This window comes from Yersinia massiliensis, assembly GCF_003048255.1.
Taxonomy (GTDB): Bacteria; Pseudomonadota; Gammaproteobacteria; order Enterobacterales; family Enterobacteriaceae; genus Yersinia; species Yersinia massiliensis_A.
In genome coordinates this window covers 1,927,097-1,946,332 of record NZ_CP028487.1, presented here as the reverse complement: position 1 = coordinate 1,946,332, position 19,236 = coordinate 1,927,097, and the positions used below count along the sequence as shown (strand labels likewise).

Sequence of the window (19,236 nt, the reverse complement as noted above, 5' to 3'; positions counted from 1 at the left end):
AACTATTTACACGATTGAGAATGAAGCTGTTATGGGGATGTTCGGATGATGCATTGGACGACTTTATCTGGCTCAGTTAGTGATTTCATCGGTGCGCCTCACTGGGCCAAACGATTATGCGTTCAGCGCGGCACGGGACAAAAACTCTGGTGGGATGGCATGCAGAAATATCAAGACAAAGAGCAATTGCTTGATGCATACACATCTGACTTTGATGAGTGTGTCGACATTCTGGCAGAGCGACGACTTGTACCTACTAAAGAGGTTGCGCCGAAATGGAAACAACAATAGAGAACGCTATCAGGTCAGTAGCTCGATGTTGTAGAACGGAAATAATACAAGCCACGGACGGCAAACCAACTTCAGAGCACGACAAGCTCATCACAGAAATCCTCGACCGCCACGCAAAAAAAATCACCGCCCTTCCCCCTAACACTTTCCCAGCTAAACGCTGGCTGAGTTACTTCGTTCGTCAGATTGATAAAGAGATAAGAGGCCAAAATGGATAATGTTATTCAAATTGTACCGAATAAGTGGGTAACAGAAGATCTGCTTATTGCTTTAACCGGCCTTCGCCCCGGAACAATTAAACGGGCCAGAGAGAAATCGTGGCTGCAAGGGAGGGAGTATTTATTATTTTCTCCTGAGGATAATCCAAAGCCAAATAGCGAGTGTATGTATAACAGGGAAGCCATTGATAACTGGGTAGAGCAGCAGTCGAAACGACAACCGAATGCTGCAAAGCTCAAGAAAAGCGCTTAACCTACGAACCCCTAATACATTGAGGCTAACTTTATGAGTAAAGCTCAGTATCCAACTGGCGTAGAACATCATGGAGGATATCTACGCATTTGGTTTATGTATCAAAAGAAGCGTTGCAGGGAATCACTTGGGGTTCCTGATACGCCTAAAAACAGAAAAATTGCATCTGATTTACGGTATTCAATTGTGTACGCCATTAAGACTGGGACCTTTGACTATGCAAAACAGTTCCCTGAGTCACCAAATGCATCACAATATGCAACCACAGAAATCAGGAGTATTACCGTTCAGGATTTGTTCAACAAATGGCTTTCCCTGAAAGAGCCGGAGGTTTCTCTAAACACCCACGATAGGTATACCTCAACACTGAAAACCGCAGCTATTCTGCTTGGCCCTGAACGGCAGGTTTCATCAATAAGAAATGAAGACATTTTGAAGTTGAGAAATGAGTTGCTTAATGGGATGCAACTACCTAGGCGTCACCAGATTACAGCGGTGAGGGGGAGGTCCGTGCCAACTGTTAACTACTGTCTTGCATGTGTTAAATCAGCATTTATGTTTGCGTCTGGGAATGGATACTCTGATTCAGATCCAACCTCAAATTTGGTTAGATTAAGAAAGAGTAAGCCACAGCCAGACCCTCTAACAAGAGATGAGTTTTTTAGAATGCTAGATGGTTGCACCCATCAGCAAATTAAAAATTTATGGACACTCGCTGTATATACAGGAATGCGGCATGGAGAGCTTTGTGCTCTTGCATGGGAGGATATAGATCTCGAAGCTGGAACAATCATGGTAAGGAGAAATCTTACCCGAGTTAAGCAGTTTACTTTACCAAAAACCGATGCGGGAACTGATCGTATTATTCAACTTACGGATAGTGCAAAAGAAGCGCTGCGCAGTCAAATGCTATACACCAGGATGGGTCCACAATATCAAATACTGATCCATACAAGAGAAGCGAGAAAGACTAGGGAGGATAGTTGCACCTTTGTTTTTAAACCAAGAGTTACATCATCTAACCAGCTTTGCGGTGACTACTATTCAACTGAATCGCTAGGACAGATATGGAATGGAGCGTTGAGGAGAGCAGGGATCAGGTCAAGGAAGCCATATCAATCACGCCATACTTTCGCATGTTGGTTGCTATCTGCTGGGGCAAACCCATCATTCATTGCATCACAGATGGGCCACGCATCAGCACAGATGGTTTTCTCTGTTTACGGGGAATGGATGCCAGACAGTAATGATGAACAAATGGCATTAATCAATGCTAAATTTTCTCAAAATGCCCCACTCATGCCCCATAAGAAAATTGGATAGTGGCTTTTACTATATAATTCAATAGCGTTACCCACTTACACGCCCATATTCATCACATCTTGATAAGCGGCAACCAACTTATTGCGCACCTGAATACCCAGTTGCAAAGAAACCGATGACTTTTGCATATCCACCATCACATCATTCAAACCAACACCCGGCACACCCAATTCAAAATTCTGGGCCTGAGTGCGGGCATGCTGCTGATTTTCACTGATTTTACCGATAGCCGCTTTTAATTCACTGGCAAATCCCGCTTCTGCTGGCAATGTTTTTGCCGAACCTGAAGCCTGTAATGCCGTGACCTGCAACTGCTGTAACACCCCTTCAATACCTTGAACAGACATGTTCATCCCCGATAGATAGCTGGTCAATCGCCTGATCAGGCAGATATCCCGATAAGACAAATGAAAACGTGGCAAGTGAGTGAGCGAGTGCCGTTATACACGACTGATTGCATATCACTATTTTCAGGATGACACCCTAACACATCATTTTTGCGCTAAAGCGGCTAAATAGACCCAAAAGTATCGGCTTATTGGCCCATCGAATTGATGGCTTACAGCAAATAATGGCATGCCCATAAAAGGGGGAGAACAGCTATTGATGCTTTATTGCTCACAGCAATTGGGAGTCTGTTTTGTTCCAACACACTGATTATATAAAAAATACTAACTCAAACGTTGTTCAGCTTGGCCAAGGACGTGTATGAATGCCTCAATAACTGGCGGTGAAAATCGTGATAATGCTTTTACGACAACGCTGGCACGCCTACGCGCGAATCCAAAAATCCCACTGCTGATTGCAGCAGCGGCGGCTGTCGCGATTATTGTCGCGCTGATGTTATGGGCGAAAAGCCCTGATTACCGCGTCCTTTATAGTAATCTCAGTGATCGTGACGGTGGCGATATCGTTACGCAACTCACGCAATTAAATATCCCTTATCGCTTCGCTGATAATGGCGGAGCATTACTGATCCCCGCAGAAAAGGTCCATGAAACTCGTCTGCGTTTGGCACAGCAAGGTCTACCGAAAGGCGGCGCAGTCGGGTTTGAATTGCTGGACCAAGAAAAATTCGGCATTAGCCAATTCAGTGAGCAGGTTAACTACCAACGGGCATTGGAAGGTGAACTTAGCCGCACCATCGGTACGCTTGGGCCAGTGATGAATGTACGCGTTCATTTAGCGATGCCAAAACCGTCACTGTTTGTCCGTGAACAAAAATCCCCGACGGCGTCCGTCACCCTCGCATTACAACCCGGCCGAGCACTCGATGATGGCCAGATCAACGCTATCGTTTATATGGTGTCGAGCAGTGTGGCGGGCTTACCACCAGCAAATGTGACGGTTGTGGACCAAACAGGTCGTTTGCTCACGCAATCCGACAGTGCTGGCCGTGATTTAAATGCCGCTCAGCTCAAGTTTACCAATGAAGTCGAAAACCGTTTCCAGCGCCGCATCGAAACTATCCTTGCGCCGATGGTTGGCAATGGCAATGTCCATGCGCAGGTCACAGCCCAAGTTGATTTTGCTAGCCGCGAACAGACTGATGAAGAGTACAAACCGAATCAGGCCGCTAACCAAGGGGCGGTACGTTCGCAGCAAGTGAGCAGCAGCGAGCAACTCGGTGGTACCAACGTTGGTGGTGTGCCGGGTGCCTTATCGAATCAACCTTCGGCGACGCCAGTGGCGCCGATTGAAGTGCCTCAAGCCGCCCCTGCCGCCGGTGCTGCTGGCGCAGGTGCCGCAGCGAACAATGCAGCCAATCGCCCTGCGACCACAGCCGCACGTTCGACCGCGACATCGAGCAATAGCCGTCACGACCAAACGACTAACTTCGAAGTTGACCGCACCATCCGTCATACCCAACAGCAAGCGGGCATGGTACAGCGCTTATCTGTCGCGGTTGTCGTCAATTACGGCAGTGATAAAGCGGGCAAACCCGTCCCGTTGACAAAAGATCAATTGGCACAGGTGGAATCACTGACGCGTGAGGCGATGGGTTACTCCACTGACCGTGGTGACACGCTCAATGTGGTCAACACACCATTTAACGCCACCGATGATATGAGCGGCAGTTCCCTGCCCTTCTGGCAGCAGCAGTCATTCTTTGATCAATTACTCAATGCCGGTCGCTATCTGCTGATTTTACTGGTGGCATGGATCCTGTGGCGCAAATTGGTGCGCCCAATGCTGACCAAGAAACAACTTGCGGATAAAGCAGCGGCGTCGGTCAATAACATCGTTCAAACCGCTCAAACTGCGGAAAATGTGAAACAAACTAAAGAAGAGCTGGCCCTACGTAAGAAGAATCAACAGCGAGTTAGTGCTGAGGTTCAGGCCCAGCGTATACGCGAACTTGCGGATAAAGACCCACGTATTGTCGCGTTGGTTATCCGTCAATGGATGAGTAATGACCAATGAGCCTGACCGGAACTGAAAAAAGCGCCATCATGCTGATGACACTGGGTGAAGACCATGCCGCCGAGGTGTTTAAGCATCTTTCCTCGCGCGAAGTACAGCAACTCAGTACCACCATGGCCAGTATGCGTCAGGTTTCTCATCAGCAATTGGTTGATGTCTTGGCCGAGTTTGAAGATGACGCGGAACAATATGCGGCGTTGAGTGTTAACGCCAGCGACTACCTGCGTACGGTGCTGATCAAAGCCTTGGGCGAAGAACGGGCCTCCAGCTTGTTGGAAGATATTCTGGAGTCGCGCGAAACCACCAGCGGCATGGAAACGCTCAACTTTATGGAACCCCAGATGGCCGCCGACCTGATCCGCGACGAACATCCGCAGATCATCGCCACCATCTTGGTTCATCTAAAACGTGCTCAGGCCGCCGATATCTTGGCCCTGTTTGACGAGCGCCTGCGCAACGATGTCATGCTCCGTATCGCTACCTTTGGTGGTGTCCAGCCCACCGCCTTGGCTGAATTGACAGAAGTGCTGAACAACCTGCTGGATGGTCAAAATCTCAAACGCAGCAAAATGGGCGGTATCCGCACCGCGGCTGAGATTATCAACCTGATGAAAACGCAGCAGGAAGAAACGGTTATGGAAGCCGTGCGCGAATACGACGGCGAGTTGGCACAGAAGATTATCGACGAAATGTTCCTGTTCGAGAACTTAGTCAGTGTCGACGACCGCAGTATTCAGCGTTTGCTGCAAGAAATCGACAACGAATCCCTGTTGGTCGCATTGAAAGGGGCCGATCAGGCGCTGCGCGAACGTTTCCTCAGCAACATGTCACTACGTGCGGCCGAAATCCTGCGCGACGATTTGGCCACCCGTGGGCCAGTCCGGATGTCGCTGGTCGAAAACGAACAGAAAGCCATCTTGCTTATCGTCCGTCGTCTGGCGGAGAGCGGCGAGATAGTCATTGGCGGTGGCGAGGATATCTATGTCTGATCGGATTAATTCCCTGCCTTGGCAACCTTGGTCGCTCAACGACTTTGCTAGCCAATCAGAAACCCCTCCGGCGGTTCAAGCGCCGGATATCAGCATGCTGTTTACCGATGAGCCAAGCACTGATGTCCCCATCTCTAATGAGGTAGACGAGCAACAGAAGTTGATGAATCTGCAACTCGAAGCCGAGAAACAAGGTCGGCAACAAGGGTTTGCTAAAGGGTTGCAAGAGGGGCTGGATAAAGGCTATCAAACCGGTCTGGAGGAAGGTCGCCAGCAGGCGCTGGCCGATGCGCAGAAAGAACTGGCCCCGATGACCGAACATTGGCAAATGCTGGTGAATGATTTCCAAAGCACCCTTGATGCATTGGACAGCGTTATCGCCTCACGGTTAATGCAGATGGCGTTGGCTGCCGCGAAACAAATCTTAGGGCAACCGGCCATTTGTGATGGCACGGCGTTACTGGCTCAAATCCAGCAATTGATTCAACAAGAGCCGATGTTTGCCGGTAAACCGCAACTGCGGGTCAACCCGCAAGATTTGGCCGTGGTCGAGCAACGTTTAGGCTCCACGTTGAGCCTTAACGGCTGGCGTTTACTCGGTGACAGCCACATTCACCCCGGCGGCTGTAAAGTCAGCGCCGAAGAAGGTGATCTGGATGCTAGCCTCGCCACCCGCTGGCATGAATTGTGCCGTCTGGCTGCGCCGGGAGAATTATGATGACCGCCCGTTTAGGTCGTTGGTTAGCCTCTTTAGATAAATTCGAAGAGCGCATCGGTCAATCAACCACGATCCGTCGCTACGGGCGGTTAACGCGTGCAACCGGTTTAGTGCTCGAAGCGACAGGATTGCAACTGCCCTTGGGGGCAACCTGTCTGATTGAACGCCACGATAACGGTGAAGTGCAGGAAGTCGAGAGCGAAGTCGTCGGCTTTAACGGCCAACACCTGTTTTTGATGCCATTGGAAGAGGTCGAGGGCATTGTGCCAGGCGCCAGAGTCTATGCGCGCATCACCACCAGCGGTGCTTCTGCCAGTAAACAATTACCCCTTGGCCCTGAATTGCTCGGTCGGGTACTGGATGGTAGCGCCAAACCTCTCGATGGTTTGCCCGCACCGGAAACCGGCTATCGCGCCCCCCTGATCACCCCGCCAATCAACCCTTTGCAACGTACCGCCATTGAGCAGGTTTTGGATGTCGGCGTGCGCACCATTAATGCGTTATTGACCGTCGGCCGTGGGCAGCGCATGGGTTTGTTCGCCGGTTCTGGGGTGGGTAAAAGTGTGCTGTTAGGCATGATGGCTCGCTATACCCAAGCCGATGTGATTGTAGTGGGCTTGATTGGTGAACGTGGTCGCGAAGTTAAAGATTTTATCGAGAACATTTTAGGCACAGAAGGCCGCGCCCGTTCCGTCGTGATTGCCGCCCCTGCCGATGTTTCGCCCTTGCTACGGATGCAAGGTGCCGCCTACGCCACCCGCATCGCCGAAGATTTCCGCGATCGCGGCCAGCATGTTTTGCTGATAATGGATTCCTTGACCCGTTATGCCATGGCGCAACGTGAAATTGCATTGGCTATCGGTGAACCGCCGGCCACCAAAGGGTATCCACCTTCCGTCTTCGCCAAATTACCGGCGCTGGTAGAACGAGCCGGTAACGGCGTCAGTGGCGGCGGCTCTATCACCGCGTTTTATACCGTGTTAACCGAAGGCGATGACCAGCAAGATCCTATTGCTGACTCCGCGCGCGCCATTCTTGATGGGCACGTGGTGTTATCACGCCGTTTGGCCGAGTCCGGCCATTATCCGGCCATCGACATTGAAGCCTCCATCAGCCGTGCCATGACCGCACTGATTGATGAAAGTCATTACAGCCAAGTTCGCCAGTTCAAACAGTTACTCGCCAGTTACCAGCGTAACCGTGATTTAGTCAGTGTTGGCGCCTATGCCGCGGGGAGTGATCCGTTACTGGATAAAGCCATTGCGCTCTATCCGCAAATGGAAATCTTCTTGCAGCAAGGGATGTATGAACGTAGCAGTTACGAAGATGCCTGCCAGCACCTTAAGAGCTTGTTTCCCGGCTAATTGCCAGTGATTCAAGCTGCAGCCCCTGCCGTATGCCCCAAGATATTGGCGTTGCAGGCACGGGGGCAGTGAATATCGTCAACAGCCCCGCGGTTTAGTGACGACGGGGATAAATGAGGAACACGATGAAAAGTCAATCACCTCTCGTTACCCTGCGCGATCTGGCCCAAAAGGCCGTCGAGCAGGCCACCACTCAGCTAGGGCAAGTGCGCTTGTCTTACCATAATGCTGAGCAGCAACTCACGATGTTGCTGTCTTATCAGGATGAGTATCGCGTGCGCTTGAATGACACGCTGTGTAACGGGATGGCCTCCTCCAGTTGGCAAAATTATCAGCAATTTATTCAGACACTTGAACAGGCCATTGAGCAACATCGCCATCAGTTAGCCCAGTGGAACGTCAAAGTGGAACAGGCAGTGAAACATTGGCAAGAAAAGCAGCAACGGCTAAACGCGTTTGAAACCTTGCAAGAGCGCGCTGAAACCACTCAGCGCCTACAGGAAAACCGTTTAGATCAAAAACTGATGGATGAGTTCGCCCAACGCGCCTCACAAAGGAGTCTTAATTCATGAATCTGTCCCTACTGCCTGCCGCTGCGACAACCAGTGAAACGGAAGGTGCCGCAGCGTCTTCCTCAATTGCGGCGCTCTTTACTGACGCAGGGCTGCCGGCTGATTTTGCCAAACTGCTAGGCGATCAACTGGGTAAAGAACTGACTGCCCTTGATGCCTCAGCCTTGAAATCATCTCTGGCCGCCAAGACCGATCTCATCGCAGATGTTGACGGTGGAAAATCCAGCACCGGTAACAGCAAACTGAATCAATTGTTAGCCGCCTTGGGCGACATCAGCGCCACTCTGCCAGCAGGATTAACCCATGCAGGGCAAACCGGTGACGCGGCAAATACCAAAGCGACCACGCTTGCCGATGAGAGCGCGCAGGATAAAACCGCAGATAAAGGCGACCTGAGCGCACTGCAAACCTTACTCGCGATGTTGCCCCACCAAGTCGCGACCACACTAGGTTCCGCCAATCAGGGGCAAAAAGTAGCACTCACTGAGGGCAACGGCCTGAGCGGCAGTAAAACCAGCACTAAACAAGAGTTGGCTGCGCTCACCAGTTTGACATCGCAAGATAAAGGCTTAGCCGCGCTGATCGGCAGTACCATCGCCACGGCCGGTAATGGGAAAAATGATAAAACAGCCAGCAGCGATCCGCTGTTAGCCGGCACCGCAAAAACCAAAACGGCACAAGATAAGTTGGCACGTTTGACCGCGCAAAGTGGCGATAGCGCGCAAACCGCTAAAGTTGCACCGCTCGCCGCGCAGGTTGATACCGCCGTCACCGCCACCTCTGCGCTGGAGAAAACCTTTGTCAGCGCCTCCGCGACCTCAGCAGTGTTACCGCCCGTCTCCAGCCCAGTGATCGCGACCCCCACCAGCACGTTAGTGAATGCGCCGGTGAGTGGTCATTTAAGTGCTCAACTGGGTAGCCAAGAGTGGCAACAATCGCTGGGGCAACAAGTGGTGATGTTTAGCCGCAATGGTCAGCAAACTGCCGAGCTGCGTTTAAACCCGCAGGAGTTGGGGGCGTTGCAGATCAGTTTGAAAATGGAAGATAACCAAGCTCAGCTCCACTTTGCCTCTGCTCATAGCCAAGTTCGCGCCGCCCTTGAAGCCGCCATGCCAAGTTTACGCAGTGCCTTGGCTGAGAGTGGCATTCAACTGGGCCAGAGCAGTGTCGGCAGTGAAGGACAGTGGCAACAGGCCCAGCAACAGAGCCAACAAAATCAGCAAAGTTTTGCTTCACGCAATCAACCCGCATACGGTGAGACCGCCTCGACCGATGCCCTTGCCAGCACACCATTAGTCACCCCTGCATCCTTGCAAGCGTTGGCTAACGGCTCGGGCGGTGTTGATATTTTCGCCTAAAAGGGATGGGAGTTTCGCCAAATAGTGACAAACGGGCAAGTTAGGCCGTTTTTCGCCACCTATTCAGCCTATTGGCAGAAAGGATACGCGGGATAATCATCAGTAATAATTCGGATAGCGAGGAGTGATTTGCGCCTCGCTATTATCGTGATCCACCGGTTTGATACCGAAACAGGAATTTGTCTTCTCCATGTCTGAAAATACTTTCCCGGCTAAGCGTAAGAGTTCGATCTGGGTCATCCTGCTGGTGCTGATTGCTGTGGCAGCCTCTGCGGGCGGCGGTTATAGCTGGTGGTTGCTCAATAAAAGCAAACCTACCACCGCTAAAGCGGCGCCTGTTATCCCGGTATTCATGCCGCTGGAGACTTTTACGGTCAATCTCATCACGCCTGATAACAATCTGGATCGTGTGCTGTATATCGGATTGACGTTAAGACTGCCCGACGATACCACTCGCGCCAAACTCAATGACTATCTGCCGGAAGTGCGCAGCCGCTTGCTGTTGCTGCTCTCTCGCCAGTCTGCTGACAGCCTGTCTAATGAAGAAGGTAAACAGCGTTTAGTCGGTGAAATTAAAAACGTACTTAGCCCGCCAATGGTTAAAGGCCAACCTAATCAGGTAGTCAGCGATGTGCTGTTTACCGCATTTATACTGCGATAATCATTATGGGCGATAGCATTCTTTCACAAGCAGAGATTGACGCACTGTTAAACGGTGACAGCGGCGGTGACGAACCGACGGCAGTGACCGGTAATGACACTGACGTCAAACCTTATGATCCGACCACCCAGCGACGTGTGGTGCGTGAGCGCCTCCATGCGCTGGAGATCATCAACGAGCGATTTGCTCGCCAGTTCCGGATGGGGTTATTTAACCTGTTACGCCGCAGCCCAGATATCACGGTCGGCCCGATTAAAATTCAGCCCTACCATGATTTTGCCCGTAACTTGCCGGTGCCCACCAATCTCAACTTGATCCACCTGAAACCCTTGCGCGGTACAGCGTTATTCGTGTTCGCCCCGAGTTTAGTGTTTATTGCGGTGGATAACTTATTTGGCGGTGATGGCCGTTTCCCGACGAAAGTGGAAGGTCGTGAGTTCACCCATACCGAACAACGGGTGATTAATCGCATGTTACGGCTGGCGCTGGATGCTTACCGCGATGCTTGGGCACCTATCTACAAGATCGATGTGGAATACGTCCGTTCAGAAATTCAGGTCAAATTTACCAATATCACCACCTCCCCGAACGACATTGTGGTTTCGACCCCTTTCCATGTCGAGATTGGTGCGTTGAGCGGTGAATTTAATATCTGTATCCCCTTTGCCATGATCGAACCGTTGCGTGAACTGCTGACCAATCCACCACTGGAAAACTCCCGTCAGGAAGACTCCCATTGGCGTGAAACCTTGGTCAAGCAAGTGCAACATTCTGAGCTGGAACTGGTGGCTAATTTTGTTGATATCCCGCTGAGACTGTCGCAGATACTCAAGCTACAGCCCGGCGATGTATTACCCATCGATAAACCAGACAGACTGATTGGCCATGTCGACGGCGTACCGGTACTGACCAGTCAGTACGGGACATTAAACGGGCAATATGCCCTGCGTGTTGAACATTTGATTAACCCTATTTTGAATGCTCTAGATGAGGAACAGCCCAATGAGTGACCCTAAGCTTCCGTCTGACGATGGAAAGGAATCCGTGGACGATCTGTGGGCTGATGCGTTTAATGAGCAGCAGGCGATGGAGAAACCCGCCGCCACCACCGAAGGCGTATTTAAATCACTGGAAGCGCCGGACGCCTTGGGCAACCTGCAAGATATCGATTTGATTTTGGATATCCCCGTTAAGCTGACGGTTGAGCTGGGCCGCACCAAAATGACCATCAAAGAACTGCTGCGCTTGTCACAAGGCTCCGTGGTATCGCTCGATGGTTTGGCCGGTGAACCGCTGGATATCTTAATTAACGGCTATCTGATTGCTCAGGGTGAAGTCGTGGTGGTGCAGGATAAATACGGCGTGCGTATTACCGATATCATTACGCCATCTGAGCGTATGCGTCGCCTGAGCCGCTAATGACCGCCGCGCAGACGGCCGATGCGCCGGCCACGTCACCACAAGTGCCAGCAACCGGCTTTGCGGCCAGCCATCCGGGTGTGGCGGTGCAGCAAACTGCCCCCGCACTGCCCCCAGGCTCGATATTGACGCAAGTCGGCAGTGTGTTAGGCGGCATTTTGTTGCTGATCTTGTGCGCCGCTTGGCTGGTGCGGCGTCTCGGTTTTGCGCCGCAAGCACGCAATAATAAGTTATTGAATGTGAAAGCCAGTTGTCAGGTTGGGCAACGGGAACGTGTGGTGATCGTCGAAGTGGATAATACGTGGCTGGTCTTGGGCGTCACCGCGCAACAGGTCACGCCATTGCATACACTGGCCCGCCCACCGGTGGATGAATCACAGAACACGTCTGCGAGTGACCTTTCGTCCACGAACAGCACCAAACCTGCGGACTTTCGCCAGCTCCTGAACAGCCATCTCTTTAGCAAGAAATTGAAACATCCGGAAAAATCGGCATGACGTTACTCCGCCTGCTTATCAATAAAATCCCCCTGCTGCTGCTAACCTTACTCTGCTCTCCAGCCGTCTATGCGCAGCTTCCTGGGATCATCAGCCAGCCATTGGCCAATGGTGGGCAAAGCTGGTCGTTACCCGTCCAGACACTGGTCTTTATTACTACGTTAAGTTTCCTGCCTGCTGCCTTACTGATGATGACCAGTTTTACTCGCATCATCATTGTGCTGGGTTTGCTACGTAACGCATTAGGCACCCCTTCCGCGCCACCGAATCAGGTGATGCTCGGACTGGCGCTGTTTCTGACCTTTTTTATTATGTCGCCGGTGTTCGACAAAGTGTATCAGGATGCTTATCTGCCCTTCAGTCAGGACAAGATCAGTATGGAAGTGGCGATGGATAAAGGCTCGCAACCGCTACGTGAATTTATGTTGCGCCAGACCCGCGAATCAGACTTGGCACTGTATGCCCGTTTAGCCAATCTGCCACCGCTGGAAGGGCCGGAAGTGGTGCCGATGCGCATTTTACTGCCCGCCTATGTCACCAGTGAGTTAAAAACCGCCTTCCAGATCGGTTTTACCGTTTTTATTCCTTTCCTCATTATCGACCTCGTAGTCGCCAGTGTGTTGATGGCGCTGGGGATGATGATGGTGCCACCGGCCAGTATTTCATTGCCGTTCAAGCTCATGCTCTTTGTCTTGGTCGATGGCTGGCAACTGTTACTGGGGTCACTGGCGCAAAGTTTCTATACCTAAGCACTAAACGGCTTCCAGCCGGAAATGGCTCGTGAGATTTCACATGACCGCTGCGTGGACTGCCTTCCTGCCACGCGAAGTATTGACGCTATTTTGACTCTTTATTCATCTCGCTAGGCGAAAGGCAGAGACACTATGACACCTGAATCGGTAATGGCCCTCGGCGTCGAGGCAATGAAGATAGCCCTAGCATTGGCCGCGCCATTATTGCTCGCTGCCCTGATAAGCGGTTTGATTGTCAGTCTGTTGCAAGCAGCAACACAGATTAACGAGATGACACTGTCCTTCATCCCCAAGATTCTGGCGGTTTTCACCACCATGGTGATCGCGGGCCCGTGGATGCTGAGCTTGATACTGGACTATATGCGTAACCTGTTCACCAGCCTACCCACGTTGATAGGCTAGCATTTTCAAGATGCTCTCCCTCGACACCACCCAGCTCAGTGCCTTAGTCAGTCAGTATTTCTGGCCTCTGATTCGTGTGCTGGCGCTGATCACCACCGCGCCAGTGCTCAGCGAAAAGCAGATCAACCGCAAAGTGAAAGTCGGCTTGGCGGTATTAATCACCTTTCTCATTGCGCCCGCCCTGCCGCCAGTGAATATCCCGTTGGTGTCCAGTGGCGCAGTTTGGGTCGCCATTCAGCAAGTCTTGATTGGTGTCGCGATTGGGTTGACCATGCAATTTGCCTTTGCCGCCATTCGTCTGGCGGGCGAAGTGATTGGCTTGCAGATGGGGCTATCCTTCGCCACCTTCTTCGACCCCTCCGGCGGGCCGAACATGCCGGTTTTGGCTCGGCTACTTAACCTCTTGGCGATGCTGCTATTTCTGACCTTCGATGGTCACTTATGGCTTATTTCGTTACTGGCTGACAGCTTCCATACCCTGCCGATTCAATTCGAACCGCTCAATGGCAACGGTTTCCTGGCCTTAACCCAAGCGGGATCGTTAATCTTTATGAGTGGCATGATGCTGGCTTTGCCGCTCATTACCCTGCTGTTAACCTTGAACTTAGCCTTAGGGATGCTCAACCGCATGACACCACAACTGTCAGTGTTCGTGATCGGTTTCCCGTTGACCCTCACCGTCGGCATTCTGACATTGGGGTTAACCATGCCGCTGCTCGCACCGTTTTCCGAGAATCTCTTTGCTCAATTCTTTGATCGGCTGGCAGGGGTATTAAGCGGGATGGCACACTAAATCCCGTCAACGAATTCCCATCGACGAATTGATGATTACTGCCTATTGACGTTTGATTAAGATGAGAATGGCGAGGAGAGCATCTGTGGGCCACAGGTAAAAAAATAGGGCCCACAGATGAAAGACAGCTTATTTATTCAGTTGGAACAACGACATACCCTGCATATTGGTAAATGTCGTGTAAGACGCTTGCAATGCCGCCTGCTGCATGACGTAAGAAGAAATGGCTGACGTCCAATCCACATCCACCAAGTCACTCAACCGCTGTTTGTTGCTCAACGTGCGGTCATTGCCCAAGCTATCAAGATTGTCCAACTCTTGCAGTTGAGTCCCCACTTCTGCCTGAACCGACAGCACATTGTTCAATGAGTTAGCCATGCCGCGAATACCTTTATCCATATCCGCTTGCGCCTGCTCTTTCACGGCGTCAGTTGCGCCCTCGAGAGGCACTTTCAGTGAATTTAAGACGGTATCGATGGTATTGAAAATATTGGCTTCAGACGCGACCGGATTACCGCCGGCATCATCAGGTTCGGGTTTAGCATTGCTGGTCAGTGCCATAAATACACTGGTCCCCGTATGCCCAACCGTCATTGAACGGCTTGCATCAACCTTTTGCTCAATCGTGACATCTCCGCCCTGATAAGTGACCTCACCTGTGGCACTGACCACGAAGGGTGGCTTGTCACTTTTAAAGGCAGCGAAAGTGTAGCGACCGTTGCCGTTAGTGGAGTTAGCCTGATTCAGCAACTGGTCTTTTAAACCCTGTAACTGAGTAGCATAAGAGGCTCGGTCATCATCACTCAGGATATCGGTTTTCGCGCTGATAATGATGCTTTGGATTGACTGAATGGTACTTGTCACCTGCTCCAGCGTTTTGGTTTCCTGTGACAGTTCATTACGAGCAAAGCTACGCGCCAACGTGTACTGGTTATTTTCCGATTGCGCTTGCGACACCATCACCGCTTGCGAGGCCGCCATCGGATCATCTGATGGATTCACCACACGCTTACCGGTGGAAAGCTGCTGACCGGATTGCATCCAGAGTGATTGGGCATTCGTGACGCCCTGCATATTTTGCTGATAAATCATGCTAGTACTTAAGCGCACAATGTCAGTTCCTTGTCGTCACTGTTCAGCCAGCTCATGGGGCAGCCTCATCAATTGAATGGCCCCAAGACTCATGCTGACTCAACTAAAATAAAATAAGTCGCGGCACAATGAATGCGCCGCAGGCAAAAACTTAACGCAGATCCAGTAAGGCATTAAACAGCGTTGACGCCGTTTGAATCACTTGCGCATTCGCCAAATAATATTGTTGGAAACGCTGAAGATCGCCGTACTCTTCATCCAAGTTCACGCCAGAGATAGACTGCTGTTCCGCCGTCAACTGGGTCACAATATTGGCTTGCGCCGCACTGTTGGTTTTCGCGGTATTTGTTTGGTTACCCACATTACTGACGAGCCCTGCATACGCGCCCGATAGCGTGGCTTTGCCATCAACCAGCTTCAACGTTTGCAGATTCAATAATGCTTTCGCATTCACGTTGTCACTTTCACCGCCATCCGCCGTGCCCGCTGCTGCAATCTTGCTGGAATCGGTAATATCAACCTGCAAGTTAGCCGCGACATTCGACACGGTTTTCACTAAGAATTTATCTTTGGCTTGTGGGCCACTCACGCCGTTATCAATGCTGACGTTTAGACCATCGAAACTCAAACCGGTGGTGTTACCACTGCCATCCACCACGGGATTAGCCGGTACTTTGGTGTTATCAGACAAGCGAGTCACCTGCCAGTTGGTGCCGTCAAACTCAACACTGTAATCACTGGCTTTGACTTTCGAGGTATCGGTATAGGCCACGGTCAGGTTGGCATCGCCCTGATTTTTCGTGTTTTTCAACACGTTTGGCTGGGCAAAACTGAAGAAGTTTTCACCGGGATCGCCATTGATATCAAACCCGGCTTTATGTTGCGTGTTGAAGCTATCGGCCATGGCCAAGGCCAATTGACCTAACTGATTGCGCGCGCTATCCAGCGCTTCACTGCGGAATTTCAGCGTACCGCCAAGGCTCCCTGTCGCCAGGCGGCTTTCATCCACTTCCATCAGCTCACCGCTGCCGTACTTATAGCCAATCGTCAGCCGCGTAGCATCACTGCTAGAAGGGATCGCTTCAATTTTGTGCGAAGTCTGGCCTTGCACCAATGGCAAACCGTTGGCAAAGGAGACGTTGTAAGCATCACCATCTTGTTGGGTCACGGTGACACCGACAATCTGGTTCAACTCAGTCACCAATTGGTCACGTTGGTCGAGCAAAGCATTCGGCTCACTGCCACTGCTGCCGCGCAAACGAGTAATTTGGTCATTTAACTTCGCGATTTGCTCGGCGTAGTTATTAATTTTGGTGACGCTTTCGGTGATTTTTTGATTCACGCCAGTGTCCATATCACGCAGATATTTATCCGCATTCTGGAACTGGTTCACCAACCCTTCAGCCTTACCCAATACCGTTTTACGCGCCGCATCATCGCCCGCGTTACTCACCAGATTTTGCAGATTACTAAAGAAGTCCTGCATGGTGACAGAGAGGTTATTGGAGGAGTTCGACAGCAAGTTATCGATTTGCGAAATTTGCTGATAATAGGTGGTTAACCCACTGCTTTGCGTCTGAGAAGAACGTAATTGGTTGGTAATAAAGGCATTATATTCGCGGTTCACACCAGTGACGGTGACGCCGTTGCCAACAAAACCGGCGGCGCTGAGTGTCCCACCATTTTGCGCAAAAATGGCGTTTTGGCGGTTATAGCCCGCCACTTGGAAATTGGTAATGTTATTACTGACGGTGCTCAGGGCATATTGCGCTGCGCTCAGACCACTCATCGCAGTATTCATTAAACTATTGGACATAAAGAAATCCTTTTACCGCAGGCGGTTAATATCGCGTACCTGCAATGATTAATATTGGGATACTGCCTGAGGAAACCTAAGCCCCCGCACAGCCTGTATTAGTTATCGACCGGTTAGAGAGAAACTTGAGTAAAAATATGGGTGTTATTGTCAATCAATCCAATGAGTAAAGTCGTGCTCGCCATCCTAATGATGAGGGCCGAGCACGGCCCCATCCCAACATGGCCCGTCACCTAGCCCACTAGAAGAGATTGGTTAAATCGCTGCTGTAGGCTTTCACTGCTTGATCGCCCGCATTCTTCATCTGCTGAATGACGCTGACCAATTTTTGCGCATATTGCGGATCGGTCGCATAGCCCGCTTTTTGCAGTGCATGTGCGCCCTGCTCAGGGCTTTGTGCTGCCGCCACATGGGCGTAGCGCGGGTTCTGGGTCAGCAATTTGACATAATCGCTGACTGCCTCGACGTAAGAACCATAAACACGGAAACGCGCCTTAGTTTTTGTCGCCACACCTTGCTCATATTCAGTGGTGGTAATTTCACTCACTGGCCCATCCCAGTTACTGCCTGCTTTGATGCCGAAGACGTTGTAGCTAGACTTGCCATCAGCGGTCGGGATTTCGCGTTGGCCCCAACCGGATTCGAGTGCCGCCTGCGCCATAATTAGTTGATGAGGTATGCCACTTTGCTGGCTAGCAATTTGGGCGGGAATCGACAACCGTGCCACGAAATTACCGGGGCCTTGCGGTAAGGACATCCCACCGCTGGCTGGCGGAGTCGGTATGGCCCGCCTGACCATTTGTTCTAACGCCTGCGCCGGTAAGGTTTGCAAGACTTCGTTATCCAGCACCATTGGCACGGTGCCCGCGGTTTCACTTGGCGACGTGGTACCTGAAAGCTGTTCCACCATCATGTCGGCTAACCCTAACCCTTTAACCGACATTTGTTGTGCTATCTGCTGGTCATAAAGGGAGGTATAAAGCCGGGTCTGATCACTGTTCATCACGCCATCTTGCGGCAAAGCGGCGCGCATGCTTTTCAGCATCATCTGCACAAACATCCCCTCCACCTGCTGAGCCACCTTTTTCAGGTTACCCTCGGGATCTTTTGCCGCATCACGCTTCAACGCATTCAGTGATTGGGCGTCATAAGCCGCCCCAGACATCGCCATTAAATCACTCATCAGATAATTTCCAATTTAGCCCGTAAGCAGCCAGCGCTTTGCATCGCCTGCAAGATAGACATTAAATCGATAGGTGTAGCCCCAAGTGAATTCAAGGCACGAACCACGTTATTAAGATTCGGGCTGGCATTCACGCGCTGTAACACGCCACCTTGTTGCTGAACAGAAATTTGGGTGTTCGGTGTGACCACGGTCTGGCCGCCGCCGAAAGGTGTATCCGGCTGACTGACGATATTTTGTTTATCCACCACCACCGACAAGTTCCCTTGCGCCACCGCGCAGGAGTCCAACACCACATTGCGGTTCATGACGACAGAACCGGTACGGGAGTTGATGATCACTTTGGCGTCTCCGGCATCCACATTCACCGGTATATTTTGGATATCAGCCAAGAAGCGCACTTGCGAACTGTTGCCACGCGGCACTAATACCTGAATGGTACGCGCATCAATCGCCGTGGCAGAACCGAAACCACGTTGGCGGTTGATGGCATCGCTCACCTGCTGCGCCATCGTGAAATCTTCGGTATTCAGTTGAAGATTAATCACGCCATCAGTGCCGAAGGTGGTTGGCAGTTCTCGCTCGATAGTGGCACCGTTACTGATACGCCCACCGGTCAATTGGTTGACTTGCACGCTGCTACCGCCCGATGATGCGCCAGCGCCACCGACCAAGACGTTACCTTGCGCCAAGGCATAAACCTGATTATCTACCCCTTTCAATGGCGTCATCAGCAGTGTGCCGCCACGGATGCTTTTGGCGTTACCCATGGAGGACACCACCACATCGATGGTTTGCCCTGCCCGAGAAAAGGCCGGTAACTTCGCCGTGACCATCACCGCAGCCACGTTTTTAAGCTGCATGTTGGTGCCCGGCGGTACGGTAATCCCCAATTGCGACAACATATTGCTGAGGCTTTGCGTGGTAAATGGCGTCTGCATGGTTTGGTCACCGGAGCCATCTAAACCCACCACCAAGCCATAACCGATCAACGCGTTATCACGCACTCCCTGAACGGTCACCAAATCGCGAATACGCTCGGCTTGCGCGGGCATCCACACCAGCGAGAGCAGCGTAATAAAGAGTGTGACAAGTGACGGTTTACGCATGG

21 protein-coding genes are annotated in these 19,236 nt (G+C 51.4%); 16 read left to right on the top strand and 5 right to left on the bottom strand.

Annotation, left to right across the window (positions count from 1 at the left end):
- Positions 1-45: 45 nt before the first annotated feature.
- The 3 genes from DA391_RS08960 to DA391_RS08945 all read left to right on the top strand — a co-directional run bounded on the left by DA391_RS08960 (position 46) and on the right by DA391_RS08945 (position 2,085).
- Entirely contained in the window at positions 46-291 is a 246-nt protein-coding gene (locus DA391_RS08960) for a hypothetical protein (RefSeq protein WP_108087556.1), read from the top strand.
- Between the two features lie 210 nt (positions 292-501).
- A complete protein-coding gene (locus tag DA391_RS08950; protein WP_108087554.1) occupies positions 502-762 on the top strand; it encodes an excisionase family protein in 261 nt (86 codons plus the stop codon).
- A gap of 33 nt (positions 763-795) precedes the next feature.
- The gene (locus DA391_RS08945) at positions 796-2,085 is read left to right on the top strand and encodes a site-specific integrase (RefSeq protein WP_108087553.1); all 1,290 of its coding nucleotides are present in this window, start codon (positions 796-798) and stop codon (positions 2,083-2,085) included.
- 35 nt (positions 2,086-2,120) lie between these two features.
- Here DA391_RS08945 and fliE read toward each other — a convergent pair whose 3' ends face one another.
- The gene (fliE, locus tag DA391_RS08940; protein ID WP_050080470.1) at positions 2,121-2,432 is read right to left on the bottom strand and encodes a flagellar hook-basal body complex protein FliE; all 312 of its coding nucleotides are present in this window, start codon (positions 2,430-2,432) and stop codon (positions 2,121-2,123) included.
- A gap of 361 nt (positions 2,433-2,793) precedes the next feature.
- Here fliE and fliF point away from each other — a divergent pair, with 361 nt between their 5' ends.
- The 13 genes from fliF (at position 2,794) to fliR (ending at position 14,034) form a co-directional block, all read left to right on the top strand.
- Positions 2,794-4,509 (top strand): flagellar basal-body MS-ring/collar protein FliF, encoded by a 1,716-nt coding sequence (fliF, locus tag DA391_RS08935; RefSeq protein WP_019210344.1) that lies wholly within the window; start codon positions 2,794-2,796, stop codon positions 4,507-4,509.
- Positions 4,506-5,498, top strand: coding sequence for a flagellar motor switch protein FliG (gene fliG / locus DA391_RS08930; protein WP_019210345.1), 993 nt, complete (start codon positions 4,506-4,508; stop codon positions 5,496-5,498). Before fliF ends, fliG begins: the two co-directional genes overlap by 4 nt.
- Entirely contained in the window at positions 5,491-6,216 is a 726-nt protein-coding gene (fliH, locus tag DA391_RS08925; RefSeq protein WP_050080469.1) for a flagellar assembly protein FliH, read from the top strand. The genes fliG and fliH overlap by 8 nt, the downstream gene beginning before the upstream one ends.
- Positions 6,216-7,580, top strand: a complete 1,365-nt coding sequence (fliI, locus tag DA391_RS08920; protein ID WP_049605655.1) for a flagellar protein export ATPase FliI — start codon at positions 6,216-6,218, stop codon at positions 7,578-7,580. Before fliH ends, fliI begins: the two co-directional genes overlap by 1 nt.
- A gap of 125 nt (positions 7,581-7,705) precedes the next feature.
- Entirely contained in the window at positions 7,706-8,152 is a 447-nt protein-coding gene (fliJ, locus tag DA391_RS08915) for a flagellar export protein FliJ (protein WP_050080468.1), read from the top strand.
- Positions 8,149-9,510, top strand: a complete 1,362-nt coding sequence (locus DA391_RS08910) for a flagellar hook-length control protein FliK (protein WP_050080467.1) — start codon at positions 8,149-8,151, stop codon at positions 9,508-9,510. Before fliJ ends, DA391_RS08910 begins: the two co-directional genes overlap by 4 nt.
- Before the next feature lie 190 nt (positions 9,511-9,700).
- Positions 9,701-10,171 (top strand): flagellar basal body-associated protein FliL, encoded by a 471-nt coding sequence (gene fliL / locus DA391_RS08905; RefSeq protein WP_019210350.1) that lies wholly within the window; start codon positions 9,701-9,703, stop codon positions 10,169-10,171.
- Between the two features lie 5 nt (positions 10,172-10,176).
- A complete protein-coding gene (gene fliM, locus DA391_RS08900) occupies positions 10,177-11,181 on the top strand; it encodes a flagellar motor switch protein FliM (protein ID WP_050080465.1) in 1,005 nt (334 codons plus the stop codon).
- Entirely contained in the window at positions 11,174-11,590 is a 417-nt protein-coding gene (gene fliN / locus DA391_RS08895; protein WP_049605647.1) for a flagellar motor switch protein FliN, read from the top strand. Before fliM ends, fliN begins: the two co-directional genes overlap by 8 nt.
- Positions 11,590-12,087, top strand: a complete 498-nt coding sequence (fliO, locus tag DA391_RS08890) for a flagellar biosynthetic protein FliO (RefSeq protein ID WP_108087552.1) — start codon at positions 11,590-11,592, stop codon at positions 12,085-12,087. The genes fliN and fliO overlap by 1 nt, the downstream gene beginning before the upstream one ends.
- A complete protein-coding gene (gene fliP, locus DA391_RS08885; protein ID WP_049605645.1) occupies positions 12,084-12,836 on the top strand; it encodes a flagellar type III secretion system pore protein FliP in 753 nt (250 codons plus the stop codon). The genes fliO and fliP overlap by 4 nt, the downstream gene beginning before the upstream one ends.
- Before the next feature lie 135 nt (positions 12,837-12,971).
- Entirely contained in the window at positions 12,972-13,241 is a 270-nt protein-coding gene (fliQ, locus tag DA391_RS08880; protein ID WP_019210355.1) for a flagellar biosynthesis protein FliQ, read from the top strand.
- A gap of 10 nt (positions 13,242-13,251) precedes the next feature.
- On the top strand, positions 13,252-14,034 hold the full coding sequence (fliR, locus tag DA391_RS08875; protein ID WP_050080462.1) for a flagellar biosynthetic protein FliR: 783 nt from the start codon (positions 13,252-13,254) through the stop codon (positions 14,032-14,034).
- A gap of 129 nt (positions 14,035-14,163) precedes the next feature.
- On the opposite strand, the gene flgL is transcribed toward fliR, so the two are convergent.
- The 4 genes from flgL to DA391_RS08855 form a co-directional block, all read right to left on the bottom strand.
- On the bottom strand, positions 14,164-15,144 hold the full coding sequence (flgL, locus tag DA391_RS08870; RefSeq protein ID WP_049605643.1) for a flagellar hook-associated protein FlgL: 981 nt from the start codon (positions 15,142-15,144) through the stop codon (positions 14,164-14,166).
- A gap of 133 nt (positions 15,145-15,277) precedes the next feature.
- Positions 15,278-16,942 carry a flagellar hook-associated protein FlgK gene (gene flgK / locus DA391_RS08865; protein ID WP_050285788.1) on the bottom strand — a complete coding sequence of 555 codons (1,665 nt, stop codon included), beginning with the start codon at positions 16,940-16,942 and terminating at the stop codon, positions 15,278-15,280.
- 241 nt (positions 16,943-17,183) lie between these two features.
- Positions 17,184-18,125, bottom strand: a complete 942-nt coding sequence (gene flgJ, locus DA391_RS08860) for a flagellar assembly peptidoglycan hydrolase FlgJ (RefSeq protein WP_019210359.1) — start codon at positions 18,123-18,125, stop codon at positions 17,184-17,186.
- Positions 18,125-19,234 carry a flagellar basal body P-ring protein FlgI gene (locus tag DA391_RS08855; protein WP_049605639.1) on the bottom strand — a complete coding sequence of 370 codons (1,110 nt, stop codon included), beginning with the start codon at positions 19,232-19,234 and terminating at the stop codon, positions 18,125-18,127. Before DA391_RS08855 ends, flgJ begins: the two co-directional genes overlap by 1 nt.
- Positions 19,235-19,236 lie beyond the last annotated feature (2 nt).